The organism is Streptomyces sp. UC4497 (assembly GCF_054871485.1).
This window is the reverse complement of record NZ_JBTYHB010000006.1, coordinates 306,299-330,324: the sequence shown is the minus strand read 5'-3', so window position 1 is coordinate 330,324 and position 24,026 is coordinate 306,299. Positions and strand designations below refer to the sequence as shown.

At 70.2% G+C, this 24,026-nt stretch carries 18 protein-coding genes and 3 tRNA genes; 9 read left to right on the top strand and 12 right to left on the bottom strand.

The features are described from left to right. Positions 1-230: 230 nt before the first annotated feature. The 3 genes from glxA to ACYSUO_RS11845 form a co-directional block, all read right to left on the bottom strand. The gene (gene glxA, locus ACYSUO_RS11855) at positions 231-2,168 is read right to left on the bottom strand and encodes a radical copper oxidase GlxA (RefSeq protein ID WP_461776017.1); all 1,938 of its coding nucleotides are present in this window, start codon (positions 2,166-2,168) and stop codon (positions 231-233) included. Further along, positions 2,165-4,144 (bottom strand): glycosyltransferase family 2 protein, encoded by a 1,980-nt coding sequence (locus ACYSUO_RS11850; RefSeq protein ID WP_461776016.1) that lies wholly within the window; start codon positions 4,142-4,144, stop codon positions 2,165-2,167. Before ACYSUO_RS11850 ends, glxA begins: the two co-directional genes overlap by 4 nt. A 727-nt stretch (positions 4,145-4,871) precedes the next feature. Next, positions 4,872-4,945, bottom strand: a tRNA-Lys gene (locus ACYSUO_RS11845). A 234-nt stretch (positions 4,946-5,179) separates the two neighbouring features. On the opposite strand from ACYSUO_RS11845, the gene ACYSUO_RS11840 reads away from it, so the two are divergent. The 5 genes from ACYSUO_RS11840 to ACYSUO_RS11820 all read left to right on the top strand — a co-directional run bounded on the left by ACYSUO_RS11840 (position 5,180) and on the right by ACYSUO_RS11820 (position 10,274). Then, positions 5,180-6,469, top strand: coding sequence for a peptidoglycan-binding protein (locus tag ACYSUO_RS11840; protein WP_461776030.1), 1,290 nt, complete (start codon positions 5,180-5,182; stop codon positions 6,467-6,469). A gap of 20 nt (positions 6,470-6,489) precedes the next feature. Continuing rightward, positions 6,490-7,596, top strand: coding sequence for an SPFH domain-containing protein (locus ACYSUO_RS11835; protein WP_461776015.1), 1,107 nt, complete (start codon positions 6,490-6,492; stop codon positions 7,594-7,596). Positions 7,597-7,748: 152 nt separating this feature from the next. Continuing rightward, on the top strand, positions 7,749-8,360 hold the full coding sequence (locus ACYSUO_RS11830; protein ID WP_461776014.1) for a lytic polysaccharide monooxygenase auxiliary activity family 9 protein: 612 nt from the start codon (positions 7,749-7,751) through the stop codon (positions 8,358-8,360). A 106-nt stretch (positions 8,361-8,466) separates the two neighbouring features. Next, positions 8,467-10,137 carry an AMP-binding protein gene (locus tag ACYSUO_RS11825; RefSeq protein ID WP_461776013.1) on the top strand — a complete coding sequence of 557 codons (1,671 nt, stop codon included), beginning with the start codon at positions 8,467-8,469 and terminating at the stop codon, positions 10,135-10,137. A 63-nt stretch (positions 10,138-10,200) separates the two neighbouring features. Then, positions 10,201-10,274 (top strand) — tRNA-Lys (locus tag ACYSUO_RS11820). Positions 10,275-10,561: 287 nt separating this feature from the next. Here the strand turns inward: ACYSUO_RS11820 and ACYSUO_RS11815 are convergent. The 6 genes from ACYSUO_RS11815 to ACYSUO_RS11790 all read right to left on the bottom strand — a co-directional run bounded on the left by ACYSUO_RS11815 (position 10,562) and on the right by ACYSUO_RS11790 (position 16,144). Then, the gene (locus ACYSUO_RS11815) at positions 10,562-11,332 is read right to left on the bottom strand and encodes an IclR family transcriptional regulator (RefSeq protein WP_461776012.1); all 771 of its coding nucleotides are present in this window, start codon (positions 11,330-11,332) and stop codon (positions 10,562-10,564) included. A 174-nt stretch (positions 11,333-11,506) separates the two neighbouring features. Next, positions 11,507-12,322: an ectoine/hydroxyectoine ABC transporter ATP-binding protein EhuA gene (ehuA, locus tag ACYSUO_RS11810; RefSeq protein ID WP_461776011.1), complete on the bottom strand. Its 816-nt coding sequence runs from the start codon at positions 12,320-12,322 to the stop codon at positions 11,507-11,509. After that, positions 12,312-12,959, bottom strand: a complete 648-nt coding sequence (gene ehuD / locus ACYSUO_RS11805) for an ectoine/hydroxyectoine ABC transporter permease subunit EhuD (RefSeq protein WP_461776010.1) — start codon at positions 12,957-12,959, stop codon at positions 12,312-12,314. The genes ehuA and ehuD overlap by 11 nt, the downstream gene beginning before the upstream one ends. Further along, positions 12,956-13,699 (bottom strand): ectoine/hydroxyectoine ABC transporter permease subunit EhuC, encoded by a 744-nt coding sequence (ehuC, locus tag ACYSUO_RS11800; protein ID WP_461776009.1) that lies wholly within the window; start codon positions 13,697-13,699, stop codon positions 12,956-12,958. The genes ehuD and ehuC overlap by 4 nt, the downstream gene beginning before the upstream one ends. Further along, positions 13,696-14,628 (bottom strand): ectoine/hydroxyectoine ABC transporter substrate-binding protein EhuB, encoded by a 933-nt coding sequence (gene ehuB, locus ACYSUO_RS11795; RefSeq protein WP_461776008.1) that lies wholly within the window; start codon positions 14,626-14,628, stop codon positions 13,696-13,698. The genes ehuC and ehuB overlap by 4 nt, the downstream gene beginning before the upstream one ends. Positions 14,629-14,737: 109 nt before the next feature. Further along, positions 14,738-16,144 (bottom strand): amidase, encoded by a 1,407-nt coding sequence (locus ACYSUO_RS11790; RefSeq protein WP_461776007.1) that lies wholly within the window; start codon positions 16,142-16,144, stop codon positions 14,738-14,740. A 341-nt stretch (positions 16,145-16,485) separates the two neighbouring features. On the opposite strand from ACYSUO_RS11790, the gene ACYSUO_RS11785 reads away from it, so the two are divergent. The 3 genes from ACYSUO_RS11785 to ACYSUO_RS11775 all read left to right on the top strand — a co-directional run bounded on the left by ACYSUO_RS11785 (position 16,486) and on the right by ACYSUO_RS11775 (position 19,669). Then, positions 16,486-17,310: a maleate cis-trans isomerase family protein gene (locus ACYSUO_RS11785; protein ID WP_461776006.1), complete on the top strand. Its 825-nt coding sequence runs from the start codon at positions 16,486-16,488 to the stop codon at positions 17,308-17,310. Between the two features lie 3 nt (positions 17,311-17,313). Further along, positions 17,314-18,045 carry a maleate cis-trans isomerase family protein gene (locus ACYSUO_RS11780; protein ID WP_461776005.1) on the top strand — a complete coding sequence of 244 codons (732 nt, stop codon included), beginning with the start codon at positions 17,314-17,316 and terminating at the stop codon, positions 18,043-18,045. 544 nt (positions 18,046-18,589) lie between these two features. Continuing rightward, positions 18,590-19,669 carry an LLM class flavin-dependent oxidoreductase gene (locus tag ACYSUO_RS11775; RefSeq protein ID WP_461776004.1) on the top strand — a complete coding sequence of 360 codons (1,080 nt, stop codon included), beginning with the start codon at positions 18,590-18,592 and terminating at the stop codon, positions 19,667-19,669. Between the two features lie 29 nt (positions 19,670-19,698). Here ACYSUO_RS11775 and ACYSUO_RS11770 read toward each other — a convergent pair whose 3' ends face one another. After that, complete coding sequence (locus ACYSUO_RS11770; protein WP_461776003.1) at positions 19,699-21,573, bottom strand: putative bifunctional diguanylate cyclase/phosphodiesterase; 1,875 nt, start codon at positions 21,571-21,573, stop codon at positions 19,699-19,701. Between the two features lie 305 nt (positions 21,574-21,878). Between ACYSUO_RS11770 and ACYSUO_RS11765 the strand changes: the two genes are divergently transcribed. Then, on the top strand, positions 21,879-23,168 hold the full coding sequence (locus tag ACYSUO_RS11765; protein ID WP_461776002.1) for a M6 family metalloprotease domain-containing protein: 1,290 nt from the start codon (positions 21,879-21,881) through the stop codon (positions 23,166-23,168). Between the two features lie 123 nt (positions 23,169-23,291). On the opposite strand, the gene ACYSUO_RS11760 is transcribed toward ACYSUO_RS11765, so the two are convergent. Then, positions 23,292-23,365, bottom strand: a tRNA-Lys gene (locus tag ACYSUO_RS11760). Next, complete coding sequence (locus ACYSUO_RS11755; protein ID WP_461776001.1) at positions 23,356-23,997, bottom strand: bifunctional DNA primase/polymerase; 642 nt, start codon at positions 23,995-23,997, stop codon at positions 23,356-23,358. The genes ACYSUO_RS11760 and ACYSUO_RS11755 overlap by 10 nt, the downstream gene beginning before the upstream one ends. Between the last annotated feature and the right edge of the window lie 29 nt (positions 23,998-24,026).

Here is a 24,026-nt window from a genome sequence, read left to right as displayed (position 1 = left end):
GGGGGGGGGTGGGGGGGGGGGTGGGGGGGGGGGGCGGGGGGGGGGGGGGGGGGGGGGGGGGGGGGGGTGTTTGGGGGGGGGGGGGGGGGGGGGGGGCCGGGGGGGGGCCCTGGGGGGGGGGTGGGGGGGGCGGGGGGGGGGGCGCGCCCCCCCCCCCCCCCCCCCGGGGCCCGGCGGGGGGGGGGGGGGGGGCCCCCCCCCCCCCCCCCCCTCGCACGTCGTGGCGCGCCCTACGGCACGTGAACCCACTGCGCCTTGCTGGGCGTCCCCTCGTCGTCCGTGACGAACAGCATGTACCAGCCCGACTCCACCAACGACCGGCTCTTCGGCACCGTCACCGAGACCGAGTCCGCCGACTTCTTGAGGTCGAGCGCGATGGACGTCTGGTCCACATCCGTCACATGCGTCGACGCGCTCGGCCGGATCAGCCGGGCCGTCTTGATGGACGAGGCGTGCTCCGTCTTGTACGTCGCAGACCCACCGCGCCGGAGCGTCTTCTCGCCGCCCTCAAGGGCCGGCCGCGAGTCCCGGTACAGATACGGCGGCGTGTACATCTCGATGCGCTGCTCGAACGTGCCCGGCTTCGTGTTGGCCTTGTCGGCGTAGAGCGAGTCCGAACCGAAGAACAGCACCCGCCCGTCGGGCAGGAGCAGCGAGCCCGAGTGGTAGTTGCGGCCCACGTGCGGGTCGGCGACCCGCTTGAAGGTGTTCTTCTTCGTGTCGTAGAGCCGGGCCTCGAGGATGTTGGTGTCGCCGCGCCCGCGGTAGTCCTCCGAGCCGCCGGAGACGAGGACCGAGTCGTCGGGGAGGATCGAGGCCTGCGGATACCGCGTGCCCTTGTCCAGCTTCGGCCCGTCCACGAACTTCGGGTCCGTGTCCTTCAGGTCGACGAGCCGGGTCTTCGCGCTGGAGAGCTTGGACTCGCCGACGCCACCGCCGCCGATCACCATGTACTTCTGGTCCTGCGCGGGCGGCAGTTCGACGGTATTGGCCGTCTCGAGGCGGTCCGGATCGGAAAGCCCGGGAATCTTCTGGAACTTATTGGTCTGCAGGTCCCAAATACCGGGCTTGCGGCCAACGTTGTCGGGGCCGTATCCGGCATTCGCGCCCGAGTAGAAGATCTTCCCGTTCTCCATCTGGAACAGCGCCGGATAGGTCGGGAACTGGCGGACGTCCTTCAGGTACGTCCACTTCTTCGTCTTCGGGTCGTACACCTCGTTCTTGCCCGGCACCAGCTGCCCGATCTCGTCGAGCCCGGACACGGACAGGACCTTGCCGTCGGAGAGCGTGGTCAGCGTCGGATACCAGCGCGCCTCGTTCATCGGGTCGACCTTGATGTACTTCTCGGCGACCGGGTCGAACTCGTAACTGTCCCTGATCCCCTGGAAGTCCTTCTTGTCCAGGGCGAGCTTCTGCGCGATGCCGTACACATTGCGCGCTTCCTGGCCGGTCAGGCCCTGCACCCGGTAGTTGTCCTGGGTGCCGGTCTCGTACTTGGCGCCGCGGCGCTGCGCCTCCACGTACACCCGGCCGAGGCCCGGCTCATTGCGCAGGAACCGGCCGGTCGCCTTGTCGAAGACCTTCTTGGCGCGCTCGACCGTGATGTTGTCCTTGGCGACGAACGACTTGCCGTTCTCCTTGCCGGTGAAGACCGTGCCCGCCTTGATGGTCTTGGGCGCGTCCGGGTCCTCGTTGTGCACGATCATCAGGCCGCCGGCCTTGGTGACGTCACCCTTCAGCTTCTCGTAGCGCTTGGTGCCGCCCGCGATCAGCAGATTCCCGTTCGCCAGCTGCGTATGTCCCGTGCAGAACAGGTCCGTTGGCGTGGGAATCTTCTTGATGGTCTTCTTCACCGGGTCGTAGAGCCGGGTGTCGAACTTCTTCGCGTCGAAGTTCTTCTGGTTGTTCCCCGACCCGGCGACGAGCAGGATCTTCCCGGTGTGCAACAGCGCCGCGTGAATCGTGTTCAGGCGCATGTTCTGGGGGAAATCGATGACGTCCCAGTGCCCGTTCTCGGCCTTGTACTCCGGTTTGTTGATCTTGTACTCGTGATACTTGGCCGATCCGAAGCGGTACAGCCAGGGTCCGTTCATCCCGGCCAGCGCCAGGACCACCACTGTGCCGATGACTATGCGCCGGGCACGGCGGCGGCTCGCACCGTCTTTCACTTGTTAGGTCCCCCCAGGGAAATCTGCGTGTTCTGGTCGTTGCCCCAGCTGACGACGTCGCTCCTGCCGCTCGGCTGCGCGGCCCAACTCGGCTTGTGCTGGGGCGCGGTGTGCGTCCGCGGCGCGGGCGCCGCCGGCTCCGGCTGCGCGGGACGCTCCGGCTGTGGGTCCTGCGCGGGCGGCTTCGGCTTCTTCTTGTCCTGGCGGAGCATGTAGCGCCACGCGAACATCGGGGCCGCGGTGATCAGCAGGGCGAAGCAGGCCCAGGTGATCATCGCCGGGTGGGAGTGGCCGAAGTAGAAGCCCGCGCCGATCGAGCCGCCGAAGATGAGGATGAAGTACCAGTGGTAGCGGAAGGTCCCGAACCAGCGGTCGGGGCTCGCCGAATCGCCCTTGGGGGTCACCACGAACTTGCTCTTGCGGCGCAGCACGGCGTCGAAGAGGGCCTTCGCGTACAGCGGCGCCGACAGCGCGGACATCACCATGCCGGCCACACCGCCGGAGCCCTCCGGCTCGTGCGGCGAGACGTTGTGCCGGCGGTTCCAGATGTACAGGCCGATCTGCAGCGCCGACGCGTTGCCGTACAGCATCAGCCAGATCGTCGGGTCGATGTTCACACCCGAGGCGCCCAGACCCAGGAACAGCGCGCAACTCAGCGCCGCCAGGATCCAGTTCATGGCCGCCATCGGGTAGAAGATGATCATCATCGTGTAGTTGAAGAGCTTGCTCGGCGGGAGCGTGAAGAAGCCCTTCCAGTACTGCTTGAGGATCGTCTCGTAGGTACCGCGCGACCAGCGCATCTGCTGGGTGAAGAAGTCCGTCCAGGCGCTGGGGCCCTCGCCGACCGCGAGCACGTCCGGCGTGTATACGGAACGCCACTTCTTGCCGGTGGAGGGGTTGCGGTGCCGGTGGATCTCGAAGCCGGTCGCCATGTCCTCCGTGATGGAGTCGTACAGGCCGCCGATCTGCTTGAGCGCGCTGATGCGTACGGCGTTGGACGTGCCGACGAACATGGGCGAGCCGTAACGGTTGCCCGCACGCTGGATCAGCGCGTGGAAGAGGAACTGCTGCGACTCGGCGGCCTTGGTGATGAAGTTGTCGTAGTTGCCGTAGACCTGGGGGCCGATCACGAAGCCCACGTCGGGGTCACGGAAGAAGCCGAGCATCCGCTCCAGGTAGTTGGGCATCGGCACGTGGTCGGTGTCGACGGAGGCGAAGAAGTCGTACGCGTCCCCGTGCGCGTCCAGCCAGGCGTTGTAGTTGCCGTGCTTGGTCTTGGCGCGGTGCGGGCCCTTCGGCTGGTTCCACTTCGCGACGCCCTTGCGGGAGAAGTGGTGCACGCCGAGCCGCTCGCAGACCTCCTTGACCTCCGGGTCGTCGCCCTCGTCGAGCAGCCAGACGTGCAGCAGGCCCCGGTGGCGCAGCTTCACTGCCGCCTCCAGGGTCTTCGTCACCATCTCGAGCGGTTCCTTGCCGGGCACGAACGAGGTGAGGAACGCGACGCGCGTGCCGGTCTCCGGCACGACCGGGATCGGGTCGCGGGCGACCAGTGTCGCGTGCGCGTTCGACAGCACGTTCATGCAGCGGAAGAACTCGATGAGCCCGATGGACACCAGCATCACGATGTCGAGCGCGGGCAGGAAGTCGTAGGCGGGGTAGTCCCGTTCGGTCCAGTGCGTGGGCTGCATCAGCCAGAACAGCAGGACCAGGGAGAGCAGTGGGGCCGCGCCCAGCATCAGCGCGGCCCGGATCCTGTGCGGCTCCTGTGAGAGCAGTGAGCGGTAGCGCACCTTGTACGGCTGGTTCGGATCGGGCTGGGTCAGTGGCCCGGCGAGCCGGCTGTAGTGCTCGTAGTCGTAGCGCGGCAACGATTTTCTGATGCGCCGGAAACCGCCAGTGCGGTGCGGTGGCACTCGCAGCTGGGTCGTCTCGGACGGGTCGAATTCCGGCCGGGCGCCCGTCGGCGTCGACGTCATGAGTCATCCCCCCGCACGCGTCACCGCGTGGTCGTCGGTCCTGCGCCCGGGAACGGGCCCCCTGACCGTGCCCCCGGACGTATCACTGGCGGGCCACCGTCCCACCCCTACCTAAGACTGGAACGACGGCCTTCCGGTTGCATGATGCCCCCCTCGACATCGCTTCATGAGCGGGGCCCCCTCCCCGCGCGCTCGGCAACCGGCTCGGGCCCGGTGTGACACGGTGCCCATTTCAAGTGCCTTGTACCGTAAGCCTCTTGGGAGCCAATGGCTCCATGACAGAGTGCTGTGCCCCGGTTCATGATCGCAAGGCCGATACGCCGCGAACACGCGGTGTTTACTGGTCTGATACGGGTTGCGCCACCCCGCCGTTGCGGCCTCGGGGCTCTGCCCCGGACCCCGCTGCTCAATCGCCGCAGGGGCTTGATCTGCCGACCTGCGCTCGACGCACGACAAGAGCCCTCCGCTGTTGCGGAGGGCTCTCACCTTTAGGTGCGCCATCAGGGACTCGAACCCCGGACACGCGGATGCTGTGTTCCCCGGGGGATAACCCCCGGACCCCCAGCCGTGCTTGTCGGCGTCGCCGGCAGCCCGAGCCGAGAGTCCACGCGCACCGGCGTGGCGGCCTCGGGGCTCTGCCCCGGACCCCCGCGAGTCTCGTCCGTAGAGCGGGGCTTAAAGCAACAACAACGAAGGCCCCCCGCATTCGCGGAGGGCCTTCGGTCTGTGCGCCATCAGGGACTCGAACCCCGGACACGCGGATTAAGAGTCCGCTGCTCTAACCAACTGAGCTAATGGCGCCGGTCGACCTGCATAACTTTACCCGACCCCCTGGGGTGCTTCTGACCACTCGACACGCCGGGGAGGTGGGTGAAATCTGGGGGTTTCAATCATTTGGACCGTCAACATGCGATTTGTCATGAGAGTTGAGACGCTTCCTGCGTGCGGAATCGAGGCTCGTTATTCCAAAGTCCGGCACCGGAGTGTGAGGGGAATCGCATGGAGCGGATGGAGCAGGGGGACACGGCGGAGCCGATGGGCGCCCCGGTCTTCGAGGACGTCGACCCGGCCGAGGACTGCGACTGCGCGGGCTGCGCCGAGTGGCGGCGCGCCGTGCCGCACCCGGTGCGCACCAAGGTGGGCGCCCGCCACGCCCTCGTCCTCGCCGCCGCCGCGGGCACCGTCATCGGCGGCCTCCAGACCACCCCGGCGGCCGCGTCCGAACACCACGAGGCCAGACCACTGACCCCGCCCCCCGGCGACGGGAGCACGGCGCCGCAGGGCGGCACGGGACCGCTGCACGGAGCGCCCGCCCCGGCCGCCGGCTCCGTTTCGATGGTCCAGTCCACGACCCTGCGCAAGACCTCCCGGACCGCGATCCTCGACCGCGCCAAGAAGTGGGTCGAGGCCAAGGTCCCGTACAACATGAACAAGTACTGGAAGGACGGCTACCGCCAGGACTGCTCCGGCTTCGTCTCCATGGCGTGGGGCCTGCCCGGCAACGAGTGGACCGGGAGCCTCGCCCAGTACGGCACCCGGATCACCAAGTCGCAGCTGCAGCCCGGCGACATGCTGCTCTTCCACAACCCCGCCGACCCGGAGAAGGGCTCGCACGTCACGATCTTCGGCGGCTGGACGGACGCGTCCCGCACCCGGTACATCGCGTACGAGCAGACCAGGCCGGGCACGCGGGTGCAGTCCACCCCGTACGCGTACTGGAGCCACAGCGGCAGCTACGTCGCGTACCGCTACAGGGCCGTCACGGACGGCAGTTACGGTTCGGGCGCGTCGACGACGAAGTTCCCCGGCGCCAAGTACTTCGGCCCCGGCAGGAACAACGCGCACGTGACACGGCTCGGCAAGATGCTCGTCGAGCGCGGCGGCAAGCGGTTCTACAAGGTCGGTCCTGGACCGCGGTGGAGCGAGGCCGACAGCAAGGCCACGCGCGCGTTCCAGCGTGCGCAGGGCTGGCGCGGCGAGGCGGCGGACGGCATCCCGGGCCCCAAGACCTGGGCGTATCTGTCGACCGGGCAGGGCCGGAGCATCCCGTCCGCCGGCAGCGGCGGCGCCGAGCGCTCCCCGTCCTCCTCCGGCTTCCCGGGCAAGGCGAAGTTCCGCCCCGGCGCGGAGAACGCCGACGTCACGCGGCTCGGCAAGCAGCTCGTGAAGAAAGGATTCGGCAAGTTCTACACCAAGGGCCCCGGACCGCGCTGGAGCGAGGCGGACCGGCGCAATGTCGAGGCCTTCCAGCGGGCCCAGGGCTGGCGGGGCAAGGCGGCCGACGGCTACCCCGGCCCCGAGACCTGGCGCCGGCTGTTCTCATGACGCGCAACGCGGAGGGTTCCATGACCGAAACCGACGGAGGGGCGCGCGCCGCGCGGCTCATCCGCAACGAGTCCACCACCGAGATCCCGGTCCACCTCCTCTTCCGCGACGACCCGGACCCGGTGGCCGTGCCGCTGCGGCCCGCGGTGGTCACCAAGGCCCAGGTCGAGCGTGCGAGCGCGAAGACCCCTGGCCGGGCGCTCCGACCCGCCCCGAGCCGGCCCGCGGTATCCGTCGACCCCGACCTGGAGGAGCGGGCCGGTCGGGCGCTGCCCGGCGCCTTCGGGGTGTTCGGCGGTGCGGTGGGCGCGGCCGGGGCCGGGGCCACGCTCGGCTGGGCGGGGATGCTGCCCCGGATCATGACCGACCTCGCCGGCCTCGACGGATACGCGGGCGCCGGGTTCGGGCCCGCCCAGTGGGCGGCGCTCGCCGGGTCCGGCGCGCTCGCCCTGTTCGGCGTCGGCGGGCTCGCGCGCGGCCGGACCGGCGGGGCCTGGGTGCTCACGCGCTTCGGCCGGTACCGGGGGAGCGTGCGCAGGGCGGGGCTGCTGTGGCTGAACCCGCTGCTCGTGCGCCGCCGGGTCGACCTGCGGCTGCGGCACTGGCGCAGCGAGCCGATGCCGGCGGTCGACACCAATGGCGAGGCGCTGCGCGTCGTCGTGCTCGTCGCCTGGCGGATCAAGGACACGGCGCGGGCGACGCTCGGGACCGAGGACCACGAGACGTATCTGCGCGAGTGCGTGGAGGCGGGCCTCGCGCGCGTGCTGTCCCGGCTGCCCGCCGTGGTCGGCGACCGGGACGCGCCCGTGCTGCGCAACGCGGAGGCCATCGGCGATCTGCTCACCCGGCGCCTCGCCGAGGACGCGGGACCGGTCGGCATCGAGGTGTTCTCGGCGCAGCCCACGCGGATCGAGTACGAGCCGGAGGTGGCCGCGGCGATGCGGCGCCGCCGGATCGCGGCGCTCGACGCGCGGCGCCGGGACAGCGTCCTCACCACGGTCGTGGACTCGGTGGAGGACACCGTGACGCGGCTGACCGCACGGGGGCTCGTCGAACTCGACGACTACGAGCGCAAGTTGCTCGTGAAGGACCTGACCGTCGCGTTCTACACGGGTCGAGGGGAATGACGCCCTGGGGGTGAGCGGAAGCGCTCGTGCCGGGTATTGCGATTGGTCTGGACATGCTCAACCCACGGTTCTACATTGTGCGTTGGTCTAGACCTGAACTATCGCTGTGCGCACGGCTTCCGGCACTCCCAACACCCCCCAGGAGCGGCAGCATGCGAAAAACCTCGAAGCGTACGAAGGCGTACGCGGCCCTGCTCGGCCTGACGACCGCGGGGGCGTTCGCGCTCTCCGCGGGCGGCGCCAGCGGTCACGGCTACACCGACCTGCCCGTAAGCAGGCAGAAGCTGTGCGCCAACGGCGGTGTCAGCGGCTGCGGCAGCATCCAGTGGGAGCCGCAGAGCGTCGAGGGCCCCAAGGGCTTCCCGGCGGCCGGCCCCGCCGACGGCAAGCTCTGTTCGGCCGGGAACGGCGGCTTCAGCGCGCTCGACGCCGCCAAGCAGCCGAACGGCAACGCCTGGCCGACCACGAAGGTGACGGGCGGTCAGAGCCAGACCTTCCGCTGGCAGTTCACCGCGCGGCACTCCACGGCGGACTTCCGCTACTACATCACCAAGGACGGCTGGGACCAGAGCCAGCCGCTGACCCGGTCGGCCCTGCAGACCACGCCGTTCCTCACGGTCCCGTTCAGCGGCCAGCCGCCGGCGACGCTCTCGCACTCCGGCACGTTGCCCTCCGGGAAGTCGGGCCATCACGTGATCCTCGCGGTGTGGAACGTCGCGGACACGGGGAACGCCTTCTATGCGTGCTCGGACGTCACGTTCTGAGTCTCCGGCTGCCCCGGTGCGTCGCCCCACGGCGCGCCGGGGTTCCGGTCGGCCGCTTCGTCGGCGCTCTCCACATCTGACGAGGCGTCAATTATGGTGCGCTCGCATGGGATCCATGACGACGCGCACCTTCGCGGAACTCATCCAGGAGCGCTGGGGCGACCACAGGCCCGGACTCGCGTACGAGGATCAGGTGCTCAGCCATCACCAGGTCGCGGCCGGAGCGGCGGCCCGTGCGGCGCTGCTCGGCGAACTGCTGCCGCGGGCGGCGGAGCCCCACGTCGGCCTGCTCCTCGACAACACCCCCGAATTCCCCCAGTGGCTGGGCGCCGCCGCGCTCTCCGGCGCCGCCGTCGCCGGCCTCAACCCGACCCGGCGCGGCGCCGAACTCGCCCGCGACATCACGCACACCGAGTGCCGGGTCCTGGTCACCGAGCGGGCCCACCTCCCGCTGCTCGACGGCCTCGACCTGCCGGGCGTCCGGATCCTGGTGACCGACACAGGCGCGTACGAGGAGCTGCTCACGCCGTACGAAGGGGCCAAGCCGGAGGCGGACGACCGGGTCGGACCCGGCACCCGCATGCTGCTCTACTTCACCTCCGGGTCGACCGGGGCCCCGAAGGCGGCGCTGTGCACGCAGGGGCGGCTCGCGGCGGCGGGGCAGTCCCTGGTGTCGAACTTCGGGGTCCGCGCGGACGACGTGCACTACATCTGCATGCCGCTCTTCCACGGCAACGCGGTCATCGCGGACTGGGCGCCGGCCGTCGCGGCGGGCGCCGGGGTGGCGCTGCGCCGCCGCTTCTCGGCGTCCGGTTTCCTGGGTGACGTACGCCGGTTCGGCGCCACGTACTTCACTTACGTAGGCCGGGCCGTTCAGTACATCCTGTCCACCGAGGAGCGGCCGGACGACCGCGAGAACCCCCTCCGGGTCGGGTTCGGTACGGAGGCGGGGGCCGTGGACGCGGCGCGGTTCGAGGAGCGGTTCGGGGTGCGGCTCGTCGAGGGGTACGGGTCGTCGGAGGGCGGCGCCGCGGTGCAGCGCACGGCCGGCACCCCGGCGGGCGCGATCGGCCTGGCGGCCCCCGGCAGCGACCTCGCGGTGCTCGACCCGGAGACGAGGACGGAGTGCCCGCCGGCCCGCTTCGACGAGGGCGGCCGCCTCCTCAACGGGGAGTCGGCGATAGGGGAGCTGGTGAACCGTGGCCGCTCGCCCTTCGAGGGCTACTGGCGCAACGACGCGGCGTACGCGGAACGCGTCCGGGAGCACGGCTGGTACTGGACCGGCGACCACTTCTACCGGGACGCCGACGGGTACCTGTACTTCGCGGGGCGCGGCGACGACAAGATCCGCGTCGACAGCGAGAACCTCGCCCCCGCCATGATCGAGAACATCCTCGCCCGCTGGCCGGACGCGGCGGCGGTCGCGGTCTACGGGGTGCCGGATCCGGTGGCGGGCGACCAGGTGATGGCAACGATCGCGCTCCACGCGGGCCGCGCCTTCGACCCGGTGGCCTTCGACACCTTCCTCGCCTCCCAGCCCGACCTCGGCACGAAGATGTCCCCACGCTTCCTCCGTGTGGTGGACCGCATGCCGGTCACCGCGACGAACAAGGTCCGCCGCGGGGAGCTGCGCCGCGAGGGTTTCTGGAGCGGCGGCGACCTCTGGTGGCGGCCCCCGGGCGCCCCCACCCACCGCCGCCTGACCGGCCAGGACCGCGCTGACCTGGCGACGGAGTACCGGGAGCACGGCCGCGAGCCCCTGATCACCCCCACGTGACGCCTGTGCCTCCGGTGGTCAAAAGCACCCCCTGGGGCCAGGTAGTATTTACCTCGTCAACCGGCGCCATTAGCTCAGTTGGTTAGAGCAGCGGACTCTTAATCCGCGTGTCCGGGGTTCGAGTCCCTGATGGCGCACAGAAGCGAAGGCCCCCGCTACCGCGGGGGCCTTCGTCGTTGTTGTTCTAAGCCCCGCACTTGGACGAGAGCCAGCGGGGTTTGGGCAGAGCCCCAAGGCCGCCACGCCGGTGCGCGTGGACTCTCGGCTCGCGGGTGGGCAATTCAAGCCCCTGCGGCGATTGAGCAGCGGGGTCCGGGGCAGAGCCCCGTGAGTGCAACGCCGGTGCGGCAAATTGAGCCCCGCACTTGGACGAGAGCCCGCGGGGTCCGGGGCGGAGCCCCGAGGCCGGGGCGCCGGTGCCGGGTCAGATGGCCATGGACAAGAGGACCGGCGCCGCCTCCTTGTTCAGCTGCTCCGCCGCGTCGTGCAAGCGGTGTGCGTGCTCGACCGGGAGGGAGAGGGCCAGGCAGCCGACGGATGCGCCCGCCGTGATGGGGACCGCGGCGCACACCGTGCCCACCGCGTACTCCTGGAGGTCGAGGACCGGAACCGTCGCCGGCTGCGCCGCGAGGCGGGACAGGAGCACCTTCTCGTTGGTGATCGTGCGCGAGGTGAGCCGGGCCATCTTGTGGCGGGAGAGATGATCCCGCCGCCCGTTCATGTCGAGCTGGCCGAGGAGGCTCTTGCCGATGGCGCTCGCGTGCGCCGAGACGCGGAAGTCCACCCACTCGTTGACCGCGGGCGTCTCGGGCCCCGTCGCCACCTGCGTGATCCGGATCTCCCCGTCGACGTAACGGCTCATGTAGACCGCCGCGCCCACGTCGTCGCGCAGCCGGTCGAGGGTCCGCTGGAGCTTTGCCGTGAGGGCGGCCGCCTGGCCGTCCGCGGCGCCGAGCCTGGTCAGGGTCTCGCCGGTGGTGTACGCCCCGTCGGTGCTCTGCTGGACGTAGCCCTCCCTGCGCAGCATGCGCAGCAGGGGCGTCAGCTGGTCGGCGGGGAGTCCTGTGACGCGCGCAAGCTCCGTGTCGGTGACGCCCACGCCTCGGTGTGCGACGGTCTCCAGCACGCGCAACGCGTGCTGCACCGCCTCGTGCGGCTGGTGCGGGGACGCACCTTGCTCGTGCTTCAGCGCCACGGTTCTTCCCCCTGCATGGACCGGTTCCGGACAGCTGGGCTCCGTCCACGATAGCCGCCAACACCCCCTTTGCGGGCGGCGGTTGGCAAGATTGATGGCGCGTTCCATGCCTCTCAGCAGGAACGCGCCACCGTGGCATATGCCAAAGTCATGCACCATTCAGGGAGTGACTGGTCACAGGACCGCGCTCAGGAACTCCCTGGTGCGCTCGTGCTCCGGCTCCCCGAACATCTTCTCCGGCGTACCGGACTCGATGATCCGCCCCGAGTCGAACATCAGGACCTGGTCCGAGATGTCGCGGGCGAAGTTCATCTCGTGCGTCACGCACAGCATGGTGATGTCCGTGGTGTGCGCGATGTCCCGCAGCACGTCGAGGACACCGGCCACCAGCTCGGGGTCGAGCGCCGACGTGACCTCGTCCAGGAGCAGCACCTGCGGCCGCATCGCCAGCGCGCGGGCGATCGCCACACGCTGCTGCTGGCCGCCGGAGAGCTGCGAGGGGTACGCCTCGCAGCGGTCGCCGAGGCCGACCATGTCGAGCAGCTCCTTGGCCCGCTGCTCCGCCTCGTCCTTGGACAGGCCGAGCACGTTGACCGGCGCCTCGGTGATGTTGCGCAGCACGTTCATGTTCGGGAACAGGTTGAACTGCTGGAAGACCATCCCGATGTTCTTGCGGATCTCGCGGATGTGCTTCTCGCCGGCCTCGACGAGCTTGCCGTCCTTCTGCTCGTGCGTGAGGTACTCGCCGCCGACCTTGATCGTGCCCTCGTCGGGCTTCATCAGGGTCATCAGCAGCCGCAGGATCGTGGTCTTGCCGGATCCGGACGGGCCGATCAGCGTGACGTGCTTGCCGGAGTCGACGGAGAAGTCCAGGTTGTCCAGGACGGTGTTGCTGCCGAACCGCTTGGTGACCTTGTCGAAGCGGATGAGCTCGCTGCCGTCGACGGCAGGATTGGGAATTTCCTGGGAAGTGCTGCTGTCAGCGGACAAGACGACGCTCCAAAACTCGCAGAAGAAGAGAAGCCGGGTAGGCGATGACGATGAAGGCGATACCGACGATGCTGATGGCCTCGTAGGTGAAGGTGGTCTGGCTGAAGCCCTGGGCCTCGCCCAGCATGTCAAGGGCGCCGATCGCCATGATCTGCGGCGACTCCTTCAGCATGACGATCACGTAGTTGCCGAGCGCGGGAATCACGCGGCGGACGGCCTGCGGCAGGATCACCGCGCGCCAGGTGCGGCCCCTGGACAGGTTGAGCGCCTTGGCGGCTTCCCACTGGCCGACGGGCACGCCGCCGATACCGGCCCGGTAGACCTCGGACGTGTACGTCGAGTAGTGCAGGCCGAGTCCGACGATGCCGGTGACCAGCGGGGACATCGAGATGCCCCAGGAGGGAACGACGTAGAAGAGGAAGAACAGCTGCACCAGGAGCGGGGTGTTCCGGATGAACTCGGTGACCGCCGTCACCGGCCAGCTGATCCACTTCTGCTCCGAGCGCTGGGCGATCGCCCACACCAGGCCGAGGGTGAAGGCGATGATCGTGCCCCCGACGAGCGCCTGGAGCGTGACGAGCAGGCCGTCCCAGAACTGCGGCATGAAGTCCGCGACGTTGGACCAGTCCCAGTTCACTTGGCACCTCCGGCACCGGTGACGGCGTCGATCGTCGACTTGGAGCGCATACCGCCGAGGAGCACGCGCAGGCCGCCCTTCTCGGGCGCCTGGCCGACTCGGCTCTTGGCGTGCCGCTCAAGCAGGCGCATGAGGCGGGTGAAGATGAAGGCGAACACGAAGTACAGGACGAGCAGCAGCGTGTAGATCGGCGCGCTGTCGCCGGAGACGAGCCGCTTGAGGTTGCCCGCGAACGTCATGTCGGCCACCGCGATGAGGGAGACCAGCGAGGTTCCCTTGAGCAGCTCGATCAGCAGGTTGTTGAACGGCGGGATCATCTCCGGCCAGGCCTGCGGGAGTTCGATGCGGCGCAGGCGCTGGGTGCGCGTGAAGTTGAGGGCGATGCCGGCCTCGCGCTGCGCGGGCGGCACCGCGGCGAGTGCGCCGCGCACGATCTCCGAACCGTAGGCGCCGTAGGTGATGCTGAGCGCCAGGATGCCCGCGAACATGGGCTCGAAGTTGATGTGGAACAGCATCGGCACGGTGTACGCGATCCAGAACATGAAGACCAGCGAGGACGTGCTGCGAAAGATCTCGAAGTAAGCGCCGGACAGGAAGCGCACGAACCACACGTTGGACGTGCGCAGGACGCCGATGATGAACGCGATGACGAAGGCGATGATCGCGCTGAGGACCGTGACCTCGAGCGTGATCCAGATGCCCGGCAGGAACCAGTTCTCGAAGAACTTGGCGGACATCATGAGGCGGCTCCCTTGGCAGGGGGGCAGAGTTTCTCGACCGTGAGGTCGGTCATCTCCTTCTTCGTGAAGCCGAAGGGCGCCATGATGCGCAGGAGTTCACCGCTGTCCTTGAGCTTGTGCAGCTCCTTGTTGAACGCGTCGCGCAGGTTCATCTCCGACTTCCGGAAGGCGAACCCGCCCGCTCCGTAGGCCGGCTTGCCGTCGACGATGGGCTGGAAGGGCGGGACGCCCTCGACCCCGCTCTTGCCCTTGATCACCGTGCGGACCGTGACGGCCGTGCCGGCGAAGGCGTCGACCCTGCCCTGGCGCACGGCGTCGAGGCCGGCCACCTGGTCGGGCAGGATCAGCATGTCCTTGATGCCGTAGGCCTTGGCGTACTCGATCTCCGCGTAGGCCGTGCCCGTCGCGAACTTCAGCTTCTTCTTCGCGATTTCCTCGTACGTCTTGATGCCGTGCGGGTTTCCCTTGCGCACGATGAACGAGTCGGGCATCAAGTAGTCGGGGTCCGAGAACAGCACCTGCGCACAGCGGTCCGGGTTGATGTACATCCCCGCCGACACCACGTCGAACTGCTGGGCCTGGGTCAATCCCGGAATCAGCGCGCTGAACTGCGTCGGCACCGCCTTCACCTTGGGAACCCCGAGGCGCGGGAAAATCACCTTGGCGATCGCCGGCGCCTCTCCGGTGACCTCGCCGTTCTCGTCGATATAGCCGTACGGGACCTCGCCCGCCACACCGATCTTGACCTCTCCGGCGTCGCGCAGCCGGTCCAGCAGGTCCCCGCCCTCGACCTTCCCCTCCTCCGGCACGCGGGTACAGGCCGCGGCGCCGAACACACCCAGCGCCGCCGCCCCCGCACCGTAGAGCAGGGAGCGGCGGCGGACTGGTCTGGCGATGAATCCCTCATTGTTACCAAGTGGTGGAGCCATGGCGCGCCATTACCCGAAGCCCCGAGAGATATGCCTGTCGTTTTCGGCCCTTGATAAAGCCGAGATCTGAATTCACAGCCAATACGGCCATGTCCTCACTTCACGCGATTCAGGCCGTGTTGGGACTGGAGTGACTCGCCGCTCCGGCCTCGTAGAGCGTGTGCGCGGTCCGGAGTACGAGATCGTCCCTGTGCCGCGCCGCCACGAGCTGGAGGCCGATCGGCAGACCGCCCCCGTCGAGCCCCACGGGCACGGAGGCGGCGGGCTGTTGGGTCAGGTTGAAGGGGTACGTGAACGGCGTCCAGCCCGTCCATCGGCGCAGACCGGAGCCGCGCGGAACCTCAACTCCGGCCTCGAACGCGGTGATCGGCACCGTCGGCGTCACCAGAAGGTCGTACGTCGAGTGGAAGGCGCCCATCCGCCGCCCGAGCGCCATCCGCGCGTCGACCGCCGCCAGATAGTCGAGCGCGCTGTACCGCGCACCCAGGGTGCATATCTCCCGCAGCCCCGGGTCGAGCAACTGCCGCCTGGACGCCGGTAGATGCTGCACCACGCGCGCGGCGCCGCTGAACCACAGCGTGTGGAAGGACTCGACCGGATCCGAGAAGTCCGGATCCACCTCCTCGACGTACGCGCCGAGTTCGGCGAGCCGCGTCACCGCCGCGCGCACCACCGCGGCGACGTCGGGCCGCACCGCCACCTGTCCGCCGAGCGTCGGCGAGTACGCGACGCGCAGCCCGCGCACCCCGCCGTGCAGCGCGTCCCGGAAGCCGCCGGACGGCGGGCCCGAGGCCGACCAGTCCCGCGGGTCGGGGCCCGAGATCACATCCATCATGAGCGCCGCGTCGGCCGCCGTACGGGCCAGCGGCCCCACGTGCGCCAGCGTCCCGAACGCCGACGACGGGTACAGCGGAACCCGCCCGTACGTCGGCTTGAGCCCGAAGATCCCGCAGAAGGCGGCGGGGATCCGCACCGAACCCCCGCCGTCCGTACCGAGCGACAGCGGCCCCGCCCCGACCGCGACCGCCGCCGCGCTCCCGCCGCTCGAACCGCCCGCCGTCCGCGAGGTGTCGTACGGATTGCGGGTCGCGCCCGACAGCGGGGAGTCGGTCACGCCCTTCCAGCCGAACTCGGGCGTCGTCGTCTTGCCGACGAGGACCGCGCCCTGCTCGCGCAGCCGGGCCACCGACGGCGAGTCCTCGTCCCAACTGCCCTGCTCCGACACGGTCTTCGAGCCGCGCAGCGTGGGCGCGCCCCGCTGCAGCAGGATGTCCTTCACCGATACCGGCACCCCGTCGAGCAGGCCCATCGGTTCGCCCTCGCGCCACCGCCGCGCGCTCGCCTCCGCCCGGGCGAGGGCCCCCTCCGCGTCGACACGCACGAACGCGTTCAGTACAGGGTCGGTCTCCTCGATCCTGGCGAGCACGGCGCGGGTCGCGTCGACGGGGCTGAACTCTCCCTTGCGATATCCCTCGATGAGGTCCTGCGCGGTCAGTCCGATGAGCTCGGTCGTCATCCGCCCTCCAGCACCAGCGATATGTTGCCGGGGACCTACCCAGGATCACCTCGTCAGGCACGGACATCGCGGGGAAACCGTCCGGCAATGAAGATCCGCTTTCCTGGGCGCGAGAAGTCGGGAACAGCCACCCATTTCACGAACAACGGAAAGTTCAAAGGCACCTGCCGACATGCGCGGATTGACCCCGCAGGCACCGGAACCTACCGTCGACAACAGAGGACACCACTAGGGTTCCTGCACCTTGTTTCGCGCTGTGTCGCTGTCCCGACGTCCCGGCGGTTCGCCGGCTCAAGCACCACCCCGGCATTGAATCAGTCAGCTGAACATGGGGCCTGCTCATGGACGTCTCATTCCTGGGGGGACCGAAACCGCAGCGCGGTGTGGGCGTCGTCGCCCCGTTCGACTTCGCTCTCGACCGCGAGCTGTGGCGTTGGGTGCCCGACCATGTATCCCTCCACCTCACCCGTACTCCCTACGTGCCCGTCGAGGTCGGCCTCGACCTGGCGCGCCTGGTCAGCGAGCACGAGACGCTCGGTGAGGCGGTCCGTGCGCTCGGTGCGACCGGGCCGGAAGTCCTCGCGTACGCCTGCGCCTCCGGCAGCTTCGTCGGCGGTCTCGCGGGGGAGCGGGCGATGTGCGCGGCGATGCGGCGGGCCGGGGAGCTGCCCGCCGTCACCACATCAGGGGCCCTGCTCCAGGCCCTGTCCGAACTGGGCGCGCGGCGCATCGCTCTCGTGACGCCCTATACGCGATCGGTCACCGAATCGCTCGAGGAGTATCTGTCGGAGGCCGGCATCACGGTCACCGGCCGGGCCTACCTCGGTCTGACCCGGCACATCTGGAAGGTGCCCTACCGGGATGTGGCGGCGATGGCCAGGGAAGCGGGGCGCTCCGGCGCCGACGCGCTCTTCATCAGCTGCACCAACCTGCCGACGTACGACGTCATCCCGCAACTGGAGGCGGAGCTGCGGATCCCGGTGATCTCGGCCAATCAAGTCACGATGTGGGCAGCCCTCGCCCGACTGGGTACCCGTGCCGTGGGGCCCTACCAGGCGCTGCTCGATCCGGCGGCGCGGGTGTGGCCCCCGGCGGACGTGCCGGAGGCGCTGCCTCCGGAGGATCTGCCGCGGGAACGGTCGAAGGAACAGGAAGGGTGGGCATAGCGCATGACCTCGCTCGGATTTCTCTACCCCGGACACTCCGCGGAGGACGACTACCCGCGCATCGAGATGCTGATCGACAGCGATGTGCGGCTGCCCGTCGTCCACACCGACATCGGAGAGGACGCGCACCGTGTCGACGCGCTGCTGAAGATGGGCGCGCCGGACCGCCTCGCCGCGGGGGTCGAGGAACTGCGGCTCTCCGGCGCGGAGGCGGTGGTGTGGGCGTGCACGTCCGGGAGCTTCGTCTTCGGCTGGGACGGCGCGCACGAGCAGGTGCGTGGCCTCGCGAGGGCGGCGGGGCTGCCCGCTTCCAGTACGTCCTTCGCCTTCGCGCACGCGCTGCGGGAGGTGGGGGCGCGGCGGGTGGCGGTCGCCGCGACCTATCCGGAGGACGTCGCGGACCATTTCGCCGCGTTCCTCAAGGCGGGCGGGGCGGAGGTCGTGTCCGTCCGGGGGAGCGGGATCATCACGGCGGCCGAGGTGGGGACGTGGGGGTGGGACGAGGTCCTCGCCATGGCCCGGGGCGGCGACCACCCCGACGCGGACGCGGTGCTCCTGCCGGATACGGCGTTGCACACGGCGGCGTTCGTCCGTGACCTGGAGGCCGAGCTCGGCAAGCCGGTCCTCACGGCGAACCAGGTCACGGTCTGGGAGGCGCTGCGCCTCGTGGACCGGCGAGTCAACGCGCCGGCCCTGGGCGCGCTCTTCACGAAGGAGCCGGTGGTGCAGGTGTGACTGGGGCGGGTGGCGGCCCCCGGTCCTACGCCACGGGGCTCCGCCCCGGCCCCCGCGCCTCAATCGCCGGCGGGGCTTGATTTGCCCACGCGCCGCCGGGGCTCGAAAGATCAGGGCTCGGCCCCCTACCCCGCGAGTCTCGCCCCCGGAGCGGGGCTTGATGTGCCCCGCCCACCTCCCACCACCCGCCCCCTCCGGGGGCGTCGGCCCGACGGGGTTCCGCACCGCCTTGGGTGATCCGGCGGCGGCCACAACTCCCCGCCTGGTCGGCCGCCCCTGCCCGGGGCAGCGCCCACCACGGGCCTCAATCCGTTGCGGTCGGCGCCACCCCGCCTTGGGCAGCGCCCACCACGGCTCCCAACCCGTTGCGGTCGGCCGCCACCGCCTTGGGCAATCTGCCGCCTTGGGCGGCAGGGTGGGCAAGGCGGCGCCCCGGTGCGGCGTGACAGTTAAGAGGGGCCCCGCCACGGTGCGGGAATAAAGCGGAGTAGGCCTCCGTTACCACGGGGTCAAGCAATACACCCGTACGTACGCAGGAGGACCCGTGATCCGCGGCGCAGCCCAGGGCACTGCCCCGACCCCCCTCTCCGTCCTGGACCTGGTCACCGTCGGAGCGGGCCGCACGGCCACCGACGCCCTCCGCACCAGCGTCGACATCGCCCGCCTCGCGGAGAACCGTGGGTACCACCGGTACTGGGTCGCCGAGCATCACTCCATGCCCGGCGTGGCGTCCAGCAGCCCGGCCGTGATCCTGGCCCACCTGGCCGCCCACACCGACCGCATCCGCCTCGGCTCCGGCGGCGTCATGCTCCCGAACCACGCCCCGCTGGTCATCGCGGAGCAGTTCGGAACCCTGGAGGCGATGGCCCCGGGCCGCGTCGACCTCGGCCTCGGCCGCGCCCCCGGCACGGACGGCGCGACCGCCGCCGCCCTGCGCCGATCGGACCGCCTCAACGAAGGCGCCGACGACTTCCCGCAGCAGCTCGTCGAGCTCACCCGCTTCCTCGACGACGACTTCCCCGACGGCCACCCGTACTCCCGCATCCACGCCGTCCCCGGCCCCGTCCAGGCCACGTCCCCCGGCGGCGTACAGGACCCGAACCGCCCGCCGGTCTGGCTCCTCGGCTCCTCCGGCTTCAGCGCCCGCCTGGCCGCGACCCTCGGCCTCCCGTTCGCCTTCGCGCACCACTTCTCGGCGCAGAACACCATCCCGGCGCTCGACCTGTACCGCGAGAACTTCCGCCCGTCCGAGATCCTCTCCGAGCCCTACGCCCTCATCGGCGTATCGGCGCTCGCGACGGACGACGACGGCACCGAGGCCCGCCGCCAGGTGCTCGCCGCCGCCCTCAACATGGTCCGGCTGCGCACCGGCCGCCCCGGCCTCGTGCCGACGCCCGAGGAGGCGGAGGCGTACCAGTTCAACGAGATGGAGCGGGACTTCGTCCAGTCCTGGAACTCCAACGTCATCCACGGCACCCCCGACGAGGTCCGCTCCGGCCTCGACGAGCTGCAAAAGCGCACGGGCGCCGACGAGTTGATGCTCACGGCCAACGCCCACGGCGGCGACGTACGCCTGCGTTCCTACGAACTCATCGCGGACGCCTACGAGTTGCCGCGCCCCTGACCGCTCCCCGGCGGCGGATCATCTGCGCTTCACTTGCGCTCGGCCAGGAGCCCAGAGATACGATCCGCCGCCACCGGCCGCGAGTAGAGCCACCCCTGCCCGGTGTCGCACCCGAGCCGGCGCAGCCGCTCCGCCTGCTCCGCCGTCTCCACGCACTCGGCGGTCACGGTGAGCCCGAGCCGGTGCGCCAGCTGCACGAGCGCCTCGACGATCATCGCGTCCGCCGGCTCCGCGGGCGCGGAACCGTCGTCCTGGAACCCCCGCACGAACGCCCCGTCGAGCTTGAGCACCGACACCGGCAGCCGGCTGAGGTACGCGAGGTTGGAGTACCCGGTGCCGAAGTCGTCGATGGCGATGCGCACACCCATGTCGCTCAGCGCCCGGAGCGCCTGAAGCGGCCGCCCGGTCGAGCCCATCACGGCGGACTCGATCAGCTCCAACTGGAGGAGTTCCGGCGGGAGTCCGGTCTCGGCGAGGATCTGCGCGACGTCCGCCACCAGGTCCGAGTCCCACATCTGACGCACCGCCACATTGACGCTCATGAAGACCGGCGGCGTCTCGGGGTGCTCCACCTGCCAGCGCCGCGCCTGCGCGCAGGCCGTCCGCAGCACCCACCGCCCCAACTCGACGATGGAGCCGTCCTCTTCGGCCAGTGGGATGAACCGATTCGGCGTCAGCAGGCCGAACTGCGGGTGCCGCCAGCGCACCAGCGCCTCGACCCCGCGCAGCGCACCGTCCGCCATCTCCACCAACGGCTGGTACTCCAGGGCGAATTCACCCCGGTCGACCGCGGGCCGCAGGCTGGACGACAGGGCTTGGCGGGTCATCCGGTGGGCATTGCGCTCCGGGTCGAAGAAGGTCCAGCGGGCCTTGCCGTCCGCCTTCGCCCAGTACAGCGTGGTGTCGGCCGCCTGCATCAGGGCCGTCGTGCTGACGCCCGTGACCTGCCGCTCGACCACGCCGATCGAGGCGGAGACCGACACCTGCTCACCGGCCAGGTCGAAGGGCTCCCGCAGCGCGTCCAGCGCGGCCCGGGCGAGCTCGGCCACCTGCTCCGTACCGGTGGAGTCCTCGACGAGCAGCGCGAACTCGTCGCCGCCGAGCCTGGCCACCAGCGGGGCGCCCGTGGTGCTCTGCGCGCGGTCCGCGCAGTGCGTGAGCCGCTCGGCGACGGCGACGAGCAGCCGGTCGCCGACCGGGTGCCCGAGGGAGTCGTTGACCGCCTTGAACCCGTCGAGGTCGAGCAGGCAGAGCCCCACGCGCCCGGTCGCCCCCGTGCTCTCGCACGTCCCGGACTCCAGGGCCGCCGAGACGCGCTCGAAGAACAGCGCGCGATTGGGCAGCCGGGTCAGCGGATCGTGCAGCTCCAGGTGGTGCAGCCGGTCCTGGAGGCCGCGGTGCGCGGTGATGTCGCTGAGCGAGAGCAGCACGGCCTCCGCGTCCGGGAGCGGTGACACCGTGACGCGCAGCCACATCGAGTGGCCCGAGGGGTGCTTGAGGCGGCGGGTGCGGCTGAGCCGGGCCTGCCGCCCGCGCAGGATCTCCTGGTAGGCGTCCGCGGTGCGCGGGTCCGAGTGCAGGTCCAGCAGTTCGTCGACGGAGCGGCCGGCGAGCTGCCCGGTGTCCTGTTCGGCGTCCTCCCCGCACAGCAGCGCGCACGCGGCGTCGTTGGCGCCGACGATCGCGCCCTCGCGGTCGACGACCGCCATGGCCAGCGGTGACGTCGCGAACGCCGGCCGGTAGAGGGCCTGGGCGGAAGGGGGCCGTGAAGCCGACCCCACGTCATCACCCTCCGTGATCTCCGAGGTCTCAGTGAGCCCCTGGATCCCCGCGAGGGGATCGTGGCGTAGGCCGGGCGGGGCCACCCGGCGCGCGGTCGTGGGCCCTTCGGGCTGTGCGCTCACCGCTCGCTCCCGTGGTGCGTCGGATGGTTGCGTGGTCTGCTGCGCCGGGTCCCGGCTGGAAAGTGTGCCGATCATAGAGGCAGGTCGGACGGCCTATCCAGCCTGGATCGCGGTGCATCCGGGTTCCGGGCCGCCGAACCCCTCCCCGGTAGATCGTTTCTGCTCGCCGGGGACCGACCTTCTGTCATGGCCCGATCGCAGGCGATCGACTGTGACGTTCCGTGATCGACCGGAGTGTCGTCCGGTCACTCGTCCGGGCCAGATAAACAGGGCAAGTCACATCAAACACCAACATTCTGGGTTGGGTGTCCCGCTTTCCCGTCCCGGAGGTCGACTTGCCGCGTCCGCAGCCACTCGCGGGAGTGGACAAGCCGCGCCCGCGCGCACTCGCGGCGGGGCTCACCGCCTTCGCGGCCGTGGCGGCCATGGGGCTCGTCGCCGGGCCGGCCGCGGCCGTACCGTTCGCGGGGCCTTGCGCCCTGGAGCGCACCGCGGCCCACCACTCCGAGGGCCTGGACACCTGGAACCCGGCGTACCCGAAGCCGAAGAAGACCCTCAACGCCGTGATGGTCTTCCTCTCGTTTCCCGACTCGCAGCCCCTGACCACGCCCGACGAGCTGGCCTCCGACTACTTCCCGTCCACCAGCCGCTTCTTCGACCGGGCCTCGTACGGGAAGTTCTCCCTGGTGCCGCATCCGCAGCGGCAGTGGGTCCAGATGCCGCAGGCCTCGACCGCGTACGCCATACAGCGCGACTGGGACGCCGCGCACCGCAGCGCGTATCTGCAGGACGCCCTGAAGGCGGCGGATCCGCACACGGACTTCAGCAAGTACGACGTCGTGTACTTCGTCGCCGACCCGGACGCGCCGGGCGTCGACTCCGACGCGACGAAGGTCGTGAACTTCGACCGGCCGATGCGCGCGGACGGCACGGACATCCGCCGCATCGTGACGGTCTTCGAGCGGCACCCGCCGGACCGCAATGTCCTCGCGCACGAGACGGGTCACGTCTTCGACCTGCCCGACCTCTACCACCGGCCCACCGACGGCAAGGGGGACTGGGACACGTACGTCGGTGACTGGGACGTCATGGGCAGCCAGTTCGGCCTCTCGCCGGACCTGTTCGGCTGGCACAAGTGGAAGCTGGGGTGGCTGGAGCGGCGGCAGGTGGCGTGTGTGAAGCGCAGTGGTGAGACCCGGTTGACCCTGGAACCGCTGAGTACGGGGTCGCGGGGGCCGGGTTCCCCGTTCGGTACGGGCGGTGGCACCAAGCTCGCCGTCATCCGCACGGGCGTCGACAGTGCCATCGCCCTGGAGGCGCGAGGTGGCTCCGGCAATGACGCCGCGACCTGCAGCCGGGGTGTTCTCGTCTACCGCGTACGCAGCGACTCCCCGTCCGGGGGCGGCCCCATGGAGGTCCTCGACGCGCACCCCCGCACGGAGGCCTGCTACGGCGAATCCGTCTACCCCCCGTTGGCCGACGCCCCGGTGGGCGTGGGCGAAACCTTCACGGTGCCGGGCGACGACATCCGCGTCGAGGCGGAGGGCCGTACGGGTTCGGGGGCGTGGACGGTGAAGGTGACGACGGCGGGGTGATCCCACACGGCACCGTGGTTGCGGCCTCGGGGCTCTGCCCCGGGCCCCGCTGGCTCTCGTCCGAGCGCGGGGCTTGAAGCAACAACGACGAAGGCCCCCGCGGAAGCGAGGGCCTTCGGTCTGTGCGCCATCAGGGACTCGAACCCCGGACACGCGGATTAAGAGTCCGCTGCTCTAACCAACTGAGCTAATGGCGCCGGTTGACGTCGTAGACATTAGCATCAGGATCCGGGGCAGGAAAAATCGAAATACGTACCGCCGCCTGCGCACTCGCGCGAGCCGCCCGGACGCATGCCCAGCGCATGACCTCGGGTCCCGGGAGCCAGGGGTGACGGGTGTCGGGGGCGACGACCCAGCGGGACTCCTGGCGCTGGTCGGGTCGGAGCGCGGCGTTGGTCGTGGGGGCCGGGCCCGTGACCGCGTCGCCGGCGCCGTGGTACAGCAGCGGCGGCACCGCGTGGCCCCACTCCTCCCAGTGGAGGAGGGACGGCAGGCGCTGGGCCGTGCCCGGCGCGGTGAACAGGAGCATGCGGCCCCGGTGCGTGGCGACGGGCCCGGAGCCGGGCCCCTCGGACCAGAGACGGTCTAACATCCGCCGGCCGAAGATCGCCGGCACGTTCACCACGTCGAAGACGGATCCGCAGGGGAGGACGACGGGGGCCGTGGGCCGCGCCTCCCAGTGCGCGAGCGTGGAGCGGGGGTACGCCCCCGCGGAGGCGAGCCAGGCGGCTCCCTCGGGGGTGACGTCGCAGATGTCGAAGTGGTCACGCGCGCCAGGGGCCGTAGCCGACGGGGCGCGGAGGGAGTACGGAGGCGTCGCGGTGCTCATGCCTCATACATCTACAGGCGGTGAGGGGG

What these genes read in the sequence shown, in the direction of transcription:
- ACYSUO_RS11835 (WP_461776015.1), top strand. Translation starts at nt 6,490, where the DNA reads ATGACCGAAACCGACGGAGGGGCGCGCGCCGCGCGGCTCATCCGCAAC.
- ACYSUO_RS11825 (WP_461776013.1), top strand. Translation starts at nt 8,467, where the DNA reads ATGGGATCCATGACGACGCGCACCTTCGCGGAACTCATCCAGGAGCGC.
- ACYSUO_RS11785 (WP_461776006.1), top strand. Translation starts at nt 16,486, where the DNA reads ATGGACGTCTCATTCCTGGGGGGACCGAAACCGCAGCGCGGTGTGGGC.
- ACYSUO_RS11830 (WP_461776014.1), top strand. Translation starts at nt 7,749, where the DNA reads ATGCGAAAAACCTCGAAGCGTACGAAGGCGTACGCGGCCCTGCTCGGC.
- ehuB (WP_461776008.1), bottom strand. Translation starts at nt 14,628, where the DNA reads ATGGCTCCACCACTTGGTAACAATGAGGGATTCATCGCCAGACCAGTC.
- ACYSUO_RS11840 (WP_461776030.1), top strand. Translation starts at nt 5,180, where the DNA reads ATGGGCGCCCCGGTCTTCGAGGACGTCGACCCGGCCGAGGACTGCGAC.
- ACYSUO_RS11790 (WP_461776007.1), bottom strand. Translation starts at nt 16,144, where the DNA reads ATGACGACCGAGCTCATCGGACTGACCGCGCAGGACCTCATCGAGGGA.
- ACYSUO_RS11850 (WP_461776016.1), bottom strand. Translation starts at nt 4,144, where the DNA reads ATGACGTCGACGCCGACGGGCGCCCGGCCGGAATTCGACCCGTCCGAG.
- ACYSUO_RS11755 (WP_461776001.1), bottom strand. Translation starts at nt 23,997, where the DNA reads ATGAGCACCGCGACGCCTCCGTACTCCCTCCGCGCCCCGTCGGCTACG.
- ACYSUO_RS11780 (WP_461776005.1), top strand. Translation starts at nt 17,314, where the DNA reads ATGACCTCGCTCGGATTTCTCTACCCCGGACACTCCGCGGAGGACGAC.
- ehuC (WP_461776009.1), bottom strand. Translation starts at nt 13,699, where the DNA reads ATGATGTCCGCCAAGTTCTTCGAGAACTGGTTCCTGCCGGGCATCTGG.